Source organism: Streptomyces sp. NBC_00846 (assembly GCF_045207325.1).
In the GTDB taxonomy this organism is placed as follows: Bacteria; Actinomycetota; Actinomycetes; order Streptomycetales; family Streptomycetaceae; genus Streptomyces.
On the sequence record NZ_CP108846.1, the window covers coordinates 6,207,100 to 6,220,445 of the forward strand.

Annotated in this window: 8 protein-coding genes; 3 read left to right on the forward strand and 5 right to left on the reverse strand. The window is 70.5% G+C overall.

What is annotated here, in order from left to right; all coding sequences use genetic code 11:
• The first annotated feature begins 4 nt into the window (after positions 1 to 4).
• The 3 genes from OG936_RS28530 to OG936_RS28540 are packed head-to-tail and all read left to right on the forward strand — an operon-like array spanning position 5 to position 6,371.
• Positions 5 to 2,878, forward strand: a complete 2,874-nt coding sequence (locus OG936_RS28530) for a stealth conserved region 3 domain-containing protein (RefSeq protein ID WP_406498530.1) — start codon at positions 5 to 7, stop codon at positions 2,876 to 2,878.
• 58 nt (positions 2,879 to 2,936) lie between these two features.
• The gene (locus OG936_RS28535; RefSeq protein ID WP_406498531.1) at positions 2,937 to 4,940 is read left to right on the forward strand and encodes a PIG-L family deacetylase; all 2,004 of its coding nucleotides are present in this window, start codon (positions 2,937 to 2,939) and stop codon (positions 4,938 to 4,940) included.
• Positions 4,941 to 4,982: 42 nt separating this feature from the next.
• Complete coding sequence (locus OG936_RS28540) at positions 4,983 to 6,371, forward strand: GDSL-type esterase/lipase family protein (protein WP_406498533.1); 1,389 nt, start codon at positions 4,983 to 4,985, stop codon at positions 6,369 to 6,371.
• Between the two features lie 271 nt (positions 6,372 to 6,642).
• Here the strand turns inward: OG936_RS28540 and OG936_RS28545 are convergent, their stop codons facing one another.
• The 5 genes from OG936_RS28545 to OG936_RS28565 all read right to left on the reverse strand — a co-directional run bounded on the left by OG936_RS28545 (position 6,643) and on the right by OG936_RS28565 (position 13,333).
• Positions 6,643 to 8,772 carry a 3-hydroxyacyl-CoA dehydrogenase NAD-binding domain-containing protein gene (locus OG936_RS28545; protein ID WP_406498535.1) on the reverse strand — a complete coding sequence of 710 codons (2,130 nt, stop codon included), beginning with the start codon at positions 8,770 to 8,772 and terminating at the stop codon, positions 6,643 to 6,645.
• 73 nt (positions 8,773 to 8,845) lie between these two features.
• Positions 8,846 to 10,075, reverse strand: coding sequence for a thiolase family protein (locus OG936_RS28550; RefSeq protein ID WP_406498537.1), 1,230 nt, complete (start codon positions 10,073 to 10,075; stop codon positions 8,846 to 8,848).
• 289 nt (positions 10,076 to 10,364) lie between these two features.
• On the reverse strand, positions 10,365 to 11,639 hold the full coding sequence (locus OG936_RS28555) for an HRDC domain-containing protein (RefSeq protein ID WP_406498538.1): 1,275 nt from the start codon (positions 11,637 to 11,639) through the stop codon (positions 10,365 to 10,367).
• A gap of 116 nt (positions 11,640 to 11,755) precedes the next feature.
• Complete coding sequence (locus OG936_RS28560) at positions 11,756 to 12,418, reverse strand: response regulator transcription factor (RefSeq protein WP_024488613.1); 663 nt, start codon at positions 12,416 to 12,418, stop codon at positions 11,756 to 11,758.
• Between the two features lie 255 nt (positions 12,419 to 12,673).
• Positions 12,674 to 13,333, reverse strand: a complete 660-nt coding sequence (locus OG936_RS28565) for a DUF3000 domain-containing protein (protein ID WP_406498540.1) — start codon at positions 13,331 to 13,333, stop codon at positions 12,674 to 12,676.
• Positions 13,334 to 13,346 lie beyond the last annotated feature (13 nt).

Sequence of the window (13,346 nt, forward strand, 5' to 3'; positions counted from 1 at the left end):
CCCAATGAAGATCACCTTCCTCCTGCTCACCGCGGACGCCGTCGGGGGCACCGAACGAGCAGTGTTCAACCAGGCCGCCGAACTCGTGGGCAACCACGACGTCCGCGTGCTGAGCATCCTCAAGACCCAGCCGCAGTTGTTCTTCCCGATCGACGAGCGCATCCGTGTCGACTATCTGATCGACCGGACCGGGCCCGCTCCGGTCCCGATCCGCCCCACCGGCCTGGCCGCCGAGGCATGGGCGCAGGTGGCCGACCGGCCGAGCACCCTGGTGGACCCCGCCTGGGAAGCGGCGTTCAGCAGGCTGACCGACCTGGAACTGGAGTACGCACTCCAGCACACCGACACCGATCTGCTGATCACCACCACACCGGCGCTCATGGCGCTCGCGGTGCAGCTGGCGCCCCCGCACGTGATGACGCTCCATCAGGAGCACCGTGTCTCCGAACTGCGGGGCCCCAGCGCCGAACCGCTGCTGCGCTACGCCTCCCGCCTGGACGCGCTCGCCGTGCTCAGCAACCGCACGCGCAACTGGTTCGCCGAGACCCTGGGCCACAGCGCGCCGCGCATCGATGTCGTCCCCAACGCCCTGCCGCGCGGGTTCCGGCCACGCTCCACCCTGGAGACCCGGACCGTCGTCATCGCGGGCCGTCTGGTCGGCGAGAAGCAGATCGACCACGCCATCACCATCTGGGACACCGTGGCCCGCCACCATCCCACCTGGACGCTGCGGATCTTCGGCGACGGCCCGCTCGCCGGTGCCCTGCGGCGACAGATCGACGTGCTCGGCCTGCAGGACAGCGTCCAGCTCAACGGCAACTCCCCCCACCTGGCCGAGGAGTGGGCCAAGGCCAGCATCGCTCTCATGACTTCCCGCAACGAGGCCTTCCCGCTGGTACTGACCGAGGCCCAGGCCGCCGGTGTCCCCGTGGTCTCCTACGACTGCCCCAACGGCCCGCGCGAAGTCGTCCTGGACGGGCGGACCGGCATCCTCGTGCCTGCGGGCGACACCGATGCCGCCGCCCAGGCGCTCATCCGGCTCATCGAGGACGCCCCTCTGCGCCATGGCATGGGACACGCGGCCGCCGATTCGGTCGCCCGGCTCGCTCCCCCCGTGGTGACCGCGATGTGGGAGAACATCTTCGCCGAGTTGGAAGCCGAGCGGGCATCCGGGGAACGTGAGGCCCGCAAGGCGGAGCGGCAGGCCCTGCACTCCTTGATGAGCGGCCAGGAAGGGATCCTCCGTCCGGCCGCCCCGGCCCCCGCCACCACCATCGACACCAAGGAGCAGCGGGCCCTGGAGGAACGGCTGCTCCGTTCCGACCGAGGCCTCGTGCGCGACGGCGGACAGCTGTGCCGCCGGATGGGGAGCGAATCCCCCTGGGATGTGGTCCAGCACAATCTGGCCTTGGTCGCCACGGCCCTGGAACAAGCGAAGATCCCGTACTTCGTCACTCGGGACACCAACGTCCGGCACGCGGTCGCCGTCCACGCCTCCAACCGGGAACTCGTGCTCAAGGCGCTCACCGCCGCGCACGGCGGCAGCGCGGTCTACGTGGCGCTGCTCAACGAACGCCAGAGCCCGACCGCCACAGTCCTCGCAGCCTTCGCCGAGCAGTACGCCCAGACCCTCTGCTCGGCCGTGCGTGTCTACCAGAACGCCGTCACACCCGCCCGCACCCTCCGTCTCGCCGGGGTCTACGGCTGCACCGTCAACTTCTGGGAGGAGGACCCGGAGGACCCGTACATGATGGTCTCCCCGGTCCGCACCGTGGTGGGCGACAGGGTGCACACACAGACCATGAGCCTGACCGAGACCGTGCTCGGCGGGCGCACCTATCCCACCATCGAGCCGTACGCCCATGCCGTCCACGGGGACGTCGACTTCCCCGTCGACGCCGTGTACACATGGGTCAATGGAGGCGACGTCTCCTGGCTGGAGCGGAAGAACGCGGTGATGCGCGCCCTCGGCATGCAGACCGAGGACTCCGCGAGCAGCGCCGCCCGCTTCCGCAACCGGGACGAACTGCGCTACTCGCTGCGCTCCATCGACATGTACGCTCCGTGGATCCGCACCATCTACCTGGTCACCGACCAGCAGGTGCCGGAATGGCTCGACCTGGACCATCCGCGGGTCCGCGTGGTCGACCACAAGGAGATGTTCGCTGACCCCTCGGTGCTGCCGACGTACAACTCGCATGCCATCGAAAGCCAGTTGCACCGCATAGACGGGCTGTCCGAGCACTTCCTCTACTTCAACGACGACGTGTTCATCGGCCGTGTCCTCCAGCCGGGCATGTTCTTCCACAGCAACGGCGTCGCCAAGCACTTCATGTCTCCGACGACTGTGCCCATGGGGCCGACCATGACCGGCGACGAGTTCAACATGAGCGCGGCCAAGAACAACCGCGGCCTGATAGCAGGCACCTTCGGTCAGGTTCTCGCCCACTCGTTCCTGCACGCGCCGCACCCGCTGCGCCGCAGCGTCCTCGCGGACATCGAGCGCTCCTACCCGGACGCCGTCGCGGCGACCGCAGCCAGCCGCTTCCGCAGTCACTCAGACCTTGCGATCGCGTCGTCGCTGCACCACTACTTCGGCTTCCACACACAGCGTTCGGCACCGGGCAGCATCAACTGCGGCTTCGTCAACGTGGGTCTGAGCGAGCACAAGCAGCGGCTCTCCCGCCTCCAGCTCAACCGTCCGCACGATGTCTTCTGCCTGAACGACTACCACGACGGTGATGTCACCGAGGACGAACAGGATGCCGTCCTGGCGGCATTCCTGCCGTCGTACTTCCCGGTGGCCAGCCAGTTCGAGGCAGGTTCACCGCGCAATCAGCGCTTCCACGCCGGGCATCTGCCGGGGTGGCCGCTGTGAGCGTGTCCCGCACCGCCTGCCGTTCGTCAGCCGCGCCCGATCGGAGCGTCCACCGACCATGACCCAGCCCGCCGAGGCGAACTCCACCTCGTTGTTCCAGGTGTTCGCCCACGCCGACGACGATCTCTACTTCGCCAATCCCGATCTGTACCGGCTGCTGGCCGCAGGCCACCGTGTCACCAGCGTCTACCTCACGGCCGGCGAGGCCGACGGGCGCAACGTGGACACCCGTGACCCGCTGCGCGAACAGGCCCCGGTCGACTTCGCCGGCTACATGGAGGCACGCCAGAACGGACTGCGCTCCGCCTACGCCACCATGGTCCTCGGCAAGAGGGAAGCCCCCTGGGTCCGGGAGCCGGTCGAACTCCTGCCGGGCGTGGCCGCGGAGCGGTGCTACCTGTCGGAGGCGCCGCACGTGCAGCTCTTCTTCCTGGGCCTGCGGATGGCGGACGCCGCACACGGCTTCCCCGCAGACCAGCCGCCGGTCCGGCTGACGAGCCTGTGGGACGGGCGTGCCGCCCGTCAGCCCACCCTCGTCGCCGCCGAGTCCGAGCTGCGCCGGCCGCAGGCCCTCGGCCGCGAGGACGTCGTCGCCGCCCTCGCGCAACTGCTCTCCTACACGCAGCCCACGCTGTTGTGGACCATGGACCCGGACCCGCTGCACGAGTCGTACGACGAGGCACGCGGCATCACCTCCAGCGACCACGCCGACCACACCGCCACAGCCCAGTTCGCCCGCGAGGCGCTCCGCCGTCACCTGCGGGCCGGAGGCCGTCCGCCGCTGACCGAGCACTTCACGGGCTACGGCAACAAGAACTGGCCGAACAATCTGAGCGAGCGCTCCCACGCGCTGAAGAAGTCCCTGGTCGATGTGTACGCGGGGGCCGACGGCCACGCTTGTGCGCACCGCTACTGCGGTGACCTCCAACTCGGTGACGGAGCCGACATCCGCCGTTACGGTTGGAGCACCCGAAGCCGCTACCCGCAGGGCACACAGTGGCTGCACCGGCAGACCGACGGCCGGCTCGCCGCCTACGCGGTCCTTGGCGACCAGGCCGCGGTGTGGACGGAGACCGAAGCCGGTGCCGGACGCTTCGAGGGGCCGCTCCTGCTGCCCGGCGGCGACCTCCTGCCGTGCCTCGCTGTCGCCCCCGACCGCACCGGCGGCGTCCACCTGGTGGGACTGCGCCGCGTCCCGGGCGCCGAGGGCCGGGTCGATGTCGAAGTGGTGCGCATGTGGCGCCAGGCGCACACCGGCTCCGTGCTGCCCTGGGAGTCCCTCGGCAACCCCGACGAGGCCACCCGCGACTGGCGGCGCTGCCGCGAGGTCGGTGTGCCCGCGGCAGTGGTGGACCCGGCCGGCCACCTCCACGTCTTCGCACGGAACTTCTCGGTGGGTGTCAGCCTGCGACGCGAGACGCCGGAGGGGCTCACCGGCTGGGAGGCGCTCGGCGGGCGCTGGATGCAGGACGCCCTGACCACTGTGCTGCGCTCCACGGGCCGTATCGACATGTACGCCACGAACCGCACCGGCGGGGTGCGGTGGCGGCAGGAGGCCGTATACGGACCGTTCAAGCTGGAGGACCAGCTGGTGACCGGCGTGCCGGAGAGCTGGCGGCCCGCCTCCGGCCTCACTCCCGTGCAGGTCGGCCGCAACCGCATGGCGTTGTTCTACAGGGAGGAGGACTCCGGAGCGGTGATGCGCCACCAGCAGCGCCCCAACGGTACGTGGGAGCAACGGGTGGAGCGGCTCAGCGACGACGGTGGCACCGGGGCGGTCGCCGCGGTCCGGCTGCTCGCCCCGGACCATGATCTTCTGGTTGTCGCCCGCAGGGACGAGCGGAGCAGGCCCGCGGTGACCACGCTGTCCGCGGACGACCACATCTCGGCGCGGCCCGACTGGGAGCGCCACGAGATCCAGATGGCCGGGGCACCGGCGATCGCCGCCGACGCACACGGCCGTGCGGTCGTCGCGGTGCTCGGTACGGACGGCCGGCTGCACTGGGCCCGGCAGGAAGAATCCCGGCCGGGCGTCGCCTTCGGCCCCTGGCAGGCGTGCTGACCCCCGACCTGGGCCACGTGACAACGGAGACGAGAAGAAGACATGCGAAGGATCTGCGTCATCGGCAACTCGGTTGCCGCCTCCCGCACCGCGGAGGAGGCGCCACTCGCGGGCTGGGGTCAGTACCTCAAGGAGTTCCTGGGACCCGACTGCGACGTACGCAACTACGCGCGCGACGCCATGACGCTGCGGGACTACTACACCGAGCGGTTCGCGGCGCTGCTCACGCTCGTCGGTCACGGTGACCTCGTGCTCATCGCCTTCGGCCATGTCGAGCAGCGTGTCAACCAGCTCAACCGGTACCACGGCCCGCGGGAGTACAAGGAGTATCTGCGGCTGTACGTCGAGGCGCTCCGGGCCGAGGGCGCCGTGCCGGTCCTCGTGACCCCGGCGGCCCGCTGTGTCTTCGACATCTCGGGGCGTCCGGTGGACACCCACGACGGATACCCGAGGCTGACTCTGGAGGCCGCTGCGGAACTCGGCTGTCCGGTCATCGACATGACCGCTTCCACCACCCAGCTCCTCGCCGAACTGAGTCCCACGCGGGCCCGGGGCCTCTTCCGGTGGCTGGACCCGGGAGAGCACCCGGCGCATCCGCAAGGCATCGTCGACGCCTCCCATTTCAACGACGCCGGGGCCCGGGAAGCGGCGCGGCTGGTGGCGAGCGGTCTGGCCGGCATGCCGGGACTGCCGCCCGGGTTGGTGGACATCCAGCGGCTGGTGCCGGGACAGATGCCGCCGGTGCAGACCGAGTTCACCGTGCAGCAGCCGCAGCTCGCACTGACTGCGCAGCCCGAGGTGGCCGTCGCCCCGGCCATCACGTCGCCGGCCTACGCCGAACTGGTCGGTGCCGGACGCAAGCTGACGGGAACAGCTCCCGAGGGCGCCGAATACGTGATCTTCTTCGAGGAGGGCGATTACCTCGGTGGGACCCGCACCGCCGAGGACGGGACATGGCAGTGGCGGCGCGCCGTGCAGTGGCCCGCCGGCCGGCACAAGGTGACCGCGATCGCCCTCGCGGGCAACGCGGTGTCCACGGCGGCGGAGACCACGTTCGAGGTTCTCGACCGGCTGGAGGCGCCCGAGACGATCGGGCCGCGCAGGGGGGCGTGGAGCGGACCCCGCCCCCGTTTCTCGGGCAAGGCCGGGCGCGGCGTCCAGAAGGTCATGGTGCTGGAGCAGGGCCGGCTGATAGCCGAGGCCCCGGTGCGGGACGACGGAAGCTGGCGGGTCACGCACCCCCACGACTGGCGACCGGGCACCTACACGGTGGAGTTCGTCGCGGTGTTCAGCGCCATCCACTCACCTCCGACGCGTCTGGAGGTGAAGGTGCACGGCGTTCCCGAGGACAGCTGGCTGCACACATCGATGTCCGCGCGCCTGCCCTGCGGCCCGGGCTGCGAGCACTATCCGGCCCTGCCCGCCTGGTGACGCGGTGCGGGGGCCGTCACGCGTACACGGTCCTCGGCCGTGTCGACTCGGGCCCCCGTACCTGGCACCCGCTTCCTCCACCCTGCGCCGTAGTTCACGGTCGGCGGTGACCACGGGCGTCCGAGCCGGCGCTCGGCGGCGCCCCGTCCGTGCCGTGTGGGCGACCAGCCGCACGGCACGCCCGAAAGGGGCGTGGGGCGGCTGCGCGACCGGACACAGCCGGTCGGCAGCCGCCCCACGCCCTTCGGACATCTAGGACGGAGCGAATCCGTTACGCCGGAACGCTCGCCACGCCCTGCGCGAGGAACTTCCTTCCGTTCACCCGCTCCGAGACGCCCTCACGGTCCAGGTACGGCGTGATGCCGCCCAGGTGGAAGGGCCAGCCCGCGCCGGTGATCAGGCAGAGGTCGATGTCCTGGGCCTCGGCGACGACGCCCTCGTCCAGCATCAGACCGATCTCCTGCGCCACCGCGTCCAGGACCCGGTCGCGGACCTGCTCCTCGGACAGGACGGCATCGCCCTGCTCGAGGAGCGCGGCGACCTCCGGGTCGAGCTCCGGCCTGCCGGAGTCGTAGACGTAGAAGCCGCGCTTGCCGGCCTTGACGACCGCGGCCAGGTTCTCGGAGACGGTGAACCGGTCCGGGAAGGCGCGGTTCAGGGTCTCCGACACATGCAGACCGATCGCCGGGCCGACCAGCTCCAGCAGCACCAGCGGGGACATCGGCAGCCCGAGCGGCTCGATGGCCTTCTCGGCGGTCTCGACCGGGGTGCCCTCGTCGATGACGTTCTGGATCTCGCCCATGAAGCGGGTGAGGATGCGGTTGACGACGAACGCCGGGGCGTCCTTCACCAGCACCGCGGTCTTCTTCAGCTTCTTCGCCACACCGAACGCGGTGGCCAGCGAGGCGTCGTCGGTCCGCTCGCCACGGACGATCTCCAGCAGCGGGAGGACCGCGACCGGGTTGAAGAAGTGGAAGCCGACGACCCGCTCGGGGTGCTGCAGCTTCGACGCCATCTCGGTGACTGAGAGGGACGAGGTGTTGGTGGCGAGGATCGCGTGCGCCGGGGCGACCGCCTCGACCTCCGCGAACACCTGCTGCTTGACGCCGATCTCCTCGAAGACCGCCTCGATGATGAAGTCGGCGTCGAAGAAGCCCTCCGCCTTGTCCAGCACACCGGAGACCAGGGCCTTGAGGCGGTTGGCCTTGTCCTGGTTGATGCGGCCCTTGCCGAGCAGCTTCTCGATCTCGGCGTGGACATAGCCCACACCCTTGTCGACGCGCTCCTGGTCGATGTCGGTCAGCACGACCGGCACCTCCAGACGGCGCAGGAACAGCAGCGCCAGCTGCGAGGCCATCAGCCCGGCACCGACGACGCCGACCTTGGTGACCGGGCGGGCCAGAGCCTTGTCCGGAGCGCCGGCCGGGCGCTTGGCGCGCTTCTGGACCAGGTTGAAGGCGTAGATCCCGGAACGCAGCTCGCCGCCCATGATCAGGTCCGCGAGGGCCTGGTCCTCGGCGTCGAAGCCGGCGCCCAGGTCGCCGTTCTTCGCCGCGGCGATGATGTCCAGCGCGCGGTACGCGGCCGGGGCCGCACCGTGCACCTTGGAGTCGGCGATGGCCCTGCCACGGGCGACGGCCTGGTCCCAGGCGTCACCGCGGTCGACGTCCGGGCGCTCCACCGTGATCGTGCCGTTCAGCACGGAAGCGGTCCAGATCAGCGACTGCTCCAGGAAGTCGGCGCCTTCGAAGAGGGCGTCGGCGATCCCGAGCTCGAAGACCTGCTTGCCCTTGAGCTGGCGGTTCTGGTTCAGCGAGTTCTCGATGATCACGGAGACCGCGCGGTCGGCGCCGATCAGGTTCGGCAGCAGGGCGCAGCCGCCCCACCCCGGAACCAGACCGAGGAAGACCTCGGGCAGCGAGAACGCGGGCAGCGCCTTGGAGACGGTGCGGTACGAGCAGTGCAGACCGACCTCGACACCGCCGCCCATCGCCGCGCCGTTGTAGTACGCGAACGTCGGGACGGCGAGGCCGGACAGACGCCGGAAGACGTCGTGACCGCCCTTGCCGATGGCCAGCGCGTCCTTGTGTTCCTTCAGCAGCTCGACGCCCTTGAGGTCGGCGCCGACCGCGAAGATGAACGGCTTGCCGGTGATGCCGACACCGACGATCGCGCCCTCGGCGGCCTCCTTCTCGACCTGGTCGATCGCGGCGTCCAGGTTCGCCAGCGACTGCGGTCCGAAGGTGGTCGGCTTGGTGTGGTCCAGGCCGTTGTCCAGCGTGATGAGGGCGAAGCGCCCCGCAGCCGCAGGAAGGTCGAGGTGGCGTACGTGCGCCCGGGTGACGACCTCGCCGGGGAACAGCTCGGCCGCACCCTTCAAAAGTTCAGTCGTGGAGCTCATGCCTGACCCTCGCTTCGCTCGGCCCAGCATTCGCTCAGGCTGCACCTCTTGTCTGTTCGCTCGCTGCGCTCGCTCACTTGTCGTCTCCGTCTGCCGTGTCGAAGTGCGGGTTCTCCCAGACGACCGTCGCGCCCATGCCGAAGCCGACGCACATGGTGGTCAGGCCGTAGCGGACCTCCGGCTGCTCCTCGAACTGGCGGGCCAGCTGCGTCATCAGACGCACACCGGAGGAGGCGAGCGGGTGGCCGTAGGCGATCGCGCCGCCGTACTGGTTGACGCGGGCGTCGTCGTCGGCGATGCCGTAGTGCTCGAGGAAGGCGAGCACCTGCACGGCGAACGCCTCGTTGATCTCGAACAGGCCGATGTCGTCGATGGTCAGCCCGGCCTTGGCGAGGGCCTTCTCGGTCGCCGGGATCGGGCCGTAGCCCATCACCTCGGGCTCGACACCCGCGAAGGCGTACGACACGAGGCGCATCTTGACCGGCAGGCCCAGCTCGCGGGCGACGTCCTCGGCGGCGAGCAGCGAGGCGGTGGCGCCGTCGTTGAGCCCTGCGGCGTTACCGGCGGTGACCCGGCCGTGCGGGCGGAACGGGGTCTTCAGACCCGCGAGGGACTCCAGGGTGGTGCCCGGACGCATCGGCTCGTCGGCGGTGACCAGGCCCCAACCGGTCTCACCGCCCTCGGAGTTGGTGCGACGCACCGAGATCGGTACCAGGTCCTGCTGGATCCTGCCGTCGGCGTACGCCTTGGCGGCCTTCTCCTGCGAGCGGACCGCGTACGCGTCGGCTCGGTCCTTGGTGATCTGCGGGTAACGGTCGTGCAGGTTCTCCGCGGTCATGCCCATGAACAGGGCGGACTCGTCGACCAGCTTCTCCGACACGAAGCGCGGGTTCGGGTCCACGCCTTCGCCCATCGGGTGGCGGCCCATGTGCTCGACACCGCCGGCGACGACGACGTCGTACGCGCCGAAGGCGATGGAGCCGGCCGTCGACGTGACGGCGGTCAGGGCGCCCGCACACATGCGGTCGATGGAGTAACCGGGCACGGACTGCGGCAGCCCGGCCAGAATTCCGGCGGTACGGCCCAGCGTCAGACCCTGGTCGCCGATCTGCGTGGTCGCGGCGATGGCGACCTCGTCGATCTTGGCGGGGTCGAGGTCCGGGTTGCGGCGCAGCAGCTCCCGGATGGCCTTCACGACGAGATCGTCGGCGCGGGTCTCGTGGTAGATGCCCTTGGGGCCCGCTTTGCCGAACGGGGTGCGGACGCCGTCGACGAAGACGACGTCCCGGATGGTACGAGGCACGGTGGCTCTCCTCCAGGGTGCGGGATGGCACTGCTGCGGGGCACGCCCACAGGCGCGCCGCTCCCCTCATGCTACTTGTGGGTAACCAGACTGCCCACCCCTTGCGCCGGGAGCGGCGAAGGTCACACGCGGACGGGCCCGGCCGCGAGGACTGTTTCGTCCTCAAACGCCGGATCGCCGGACGGGGCGGAGAAAACTGCCTGTCCGGCGATCGAGGACGCGGTGCGACCCGGGGCTCGCACAACCTGGCGTGAATACGACCCTCGGCCGAGCTCCGCCGAGAACCCTCTCAGGCCGCGGACTTCAGCGAACGGACCAGGAGCGGGGCCACCTGTTCGATCTGCCAGCGCCGTGCCCCGTACCCGACGAGCGCGGACTCGATCGCGTCCGGGGTCGGATTCTTGGGCGGCTCCCAGCAGATCCGGCGCACGGTGTCCGGCGTGATCAGGTTCTCCTGCGGCATGTGCAGCCGCTCGGCGAGCTCCGAGACCGCGGCGCGGGCGGCTACGAGCCGGGCCGCCGCCGCCGGGTCCTTGTCCGCCCAGGCGCGGGGCGGCGGCGGACCGGCGAGGGTCTGGCCGGGCTGCGGCAGCTCCGAGTCGGGCAGCGCCTTGGCCCGGTCGATGGCCGCCTGCCACTGCTCCAGCTGCCGTCGCCCCATGCGGTGGCCGAAGCCGGGCAGGGCGGTCAACGCGTGCGCGTTCGGCGGGAGGGCGAGCGCGGCCTCGACGATCGCGGCATCGCCCAGCACCTTGCCGGGTGAGATGTCCCGGCGTTGGGCCACCTGGTCACGGACGGCCCACAGCTCACGTACCACCGCCATCTGACGGCGGCGGCGGACCTTGTGCATGCCGGAGGTGCGGCGCCACGGGTCCTTGCGCGGGGGAGCGGGCGGCGCGGAGGCGATCGCGTCGAACTCCTCCCGTGCCCACTCCAGCTTGCCCTGCCGGTCGAGCTCGTCCTCCAGGGCGTTGCGCAGATCGATCAGCAGCTCGACGTCGAGCGCCGCGTAGCGCAGCCAGGGGTCGGGCAGCGGGCGGGTGGACCAGTCGACGGCGGAGTGGCCCTTCTCCAGCGAGTATCCGAGCACGCTCTCGACCATGGCGCCGAGGCCGACCCGCGGGAAGCCGGCCAGCCGTCCGGCCAGCTCCGTGTCGAAGAGCCCGGTGGGAGTCATCCCTATTTCGCGCAGACAGGGCAGGTCCTGAGTGGCGGCGTGCAGGATCCACTCGCTGCCGTGCAGCGCGTCCCCGAGTCCCGACAGGTCGGGGCAGCCGACCGGGTCGATCAGCGCGCTGCCCGCGCCGTCGCGGCGCAGCTGCACGAGGTAGGCGCGCTGGCCGTAGCGGTAGCCGGAGGCGCGCTCGGCGTCCACGGCGACCGGGCCGGAGCCCGAGGCGAAGGCGGCGACCACCCGGGCGAGGGCGTCGTCGGATGCCACCACCGGGGGAATTCCCTCGCGAGGTTCGAGCAAGGGGGTCGGCGCCGGGGCGACGTCGTCCGGGGGAGCGCCCCCGGTGGTTCGCAGTGAAGTGTCTGCTGCGGTCTCTTGGGCGTCGGTCACGTGTCAAGGGTATCTGTGTATGTACGGCGCCCGTCGACGGAACGTTCCGTCGACGGGCGCCGATGAATGTAAACCAGCCGGTCCGTATCGCTGCGAGGACCTGCCGGGGTACGGGGTCAGTGAATGATGCCCGTGCGCAGGGCGACGGCGACCATTCCTGCGCGGTCGCCGGTGCCGAGCTTGCGGGCGATTCGGGCGAGATGGCTCTTGACGGTCAGGGCGGACAGGCCCATCGAGACGCCGATGGCCTTGTTGGACTGGCCTTCGGCGACCAGCCGGAGGACCTCGACCTCGCGGCCGGACAGTTCGCGGTAGCCGCCCGGGTGGCTCGGGGTGCCGGGGGGCCGGCGGTGCATACGGGCGGCATTGGCGCCGATGGGGGCGACGCCGGGACGGGTGGGGTGGCCGATATTGGTTCGGGTGCCGGTGACGACGTAACCCTTCACGCCGCCCGCGAGGGCGTTGCGTACGGCGCCGATGTCATCGGCGGCGGAAAGGGCGAGGCCGTTCGGCCAGCCGGCGGCTCGGGTCTCGGACAACAGGGTCAGCCCGGAACCGTCGGGCAGGTGGACGTCGGCTACGCAGATGTCGCGTGGATTGCCGACGCGGGGACGGGCCTCCGCGATGGACGACGCCTCGATGACGTCACGTACTCCGAGTGCCCACAGATGGCGGGTGACGGTGGAACGGACGCGCGGGTCGGCCACGACGACCATGGCCGTCGGCTTGTTCGGGCGGTAGGCGACCAGGCTTGCGGGCTGCTCTAGGAGAACGGACACCAGGCCTCCTGGGAAGTGGCGGGACGGGCCGGCTCGGGGATGAAGCCGGGGCGAACCGTGCTTGAAGGGTCATTGACCTCTTCGGCAGCAGACCCGTCCTCCTTTAGAGGAAGATCACGATTTAGTGAGTAACAATTCGGGCAAATCAGACATGCGATCGATTGTACGAAAAAAATGCCGGTAATACTGCGACATTTGTGACGCAGTGTTACCGGCAGGGGGAGGGCTTCGTCGGGGAAGAGGGGGCGAAGGGTGTCAGGGGGCCTGGGGGCCGCGCCGCTGAGGGAGCGTCACCACCGCCGCGTCGGCGGGGTCCGACGGCGGCAGGCCGGCGATCTGGCACAGCAGATCGCCCCACGCCGTCAGGTGCGCCGCCGTGTCCGGTACCCCGCCACGGCCCTCGCGCGGCGTCCATGACGCCCGGATCTCGATCTGCGTCGCCGGGCGGCGCGTGGCCAGCGCACCGAAGTAGTGCGAGCCCGCCCGGGTCACCGTGCCGCCCGCCTCGCCGTACGACAGACCGCGCGCCTCCAGCGCACCGGTCAGCCACGACCAGCACACCTCCGGCAACAGCGGATCGGAAGCCATCTCCGGCTCCAGCTCGGCCCGCACCAGCGTCACCAGGCGGAAGGTCCCCTGCCAGGCCTCGTGCCCGGCCGGATCATGGAGCAGCACCAGACGGCCGTCGGCGAGATCCTCCTCGCCCTGGACGACCGCCGCTTCCAGCGCGTACGCGTACGGAGCGAGCCGCTTGGGCGGCCGTGTCGACTCCACCTCCAGCTCGGGGCGCAGCCGCGCCGCGTGCAACGCGTCCACCGCCGACCGGAACGCGGGCGGGACGGAATCACCCTCCGCGCTGTCCTTGCTGTCAGCGCCATCGGATTGATCGGAGAACTGTCCCTGAGCCGGAGCCATGCGGGGAAGAGTA

Excerpts from the sequence above, each read along its gene's own strand:
- OG936_RS28530 (WP_406498530.1), top strand. The coding sequence starts at position 5 with ATGAAGATCACCTTCCTCCTGCTCACCGCGGACGCCGTCGGGGGCACC.
- OG936_RS28535 (WP_406498531.1), top strand. The coding sequence starts at position 2,937 with ATGACCCAGCCCGCCGAGGCGAACTCCACCTCGTTGTTCCAGGTGTTC.
- OG936_RS28540 (WP_406498533.1), top strand. The coding sequence starts at position 4,983 with ATGCGAAGGATCTGCGTCATCGGCAACTCGGTTGCCGCCTCCCGCACC.
- OG936_RS28545 (WP_406498535.1), bottom strand. The coding sequence starts at position 8,772 with ATGAGCTCCACGACTGAACTTTTGAAGGGTGCGGCCGAGCTGTTCCCC.
- OG936_RS28565 (WP_406498540.1), bottom strand. The coding sequence starts at position 13,333 with ATGGCTCCGGCTCAGGGACAGTTCTCCGATCAATCCGATGGCGCTGAC.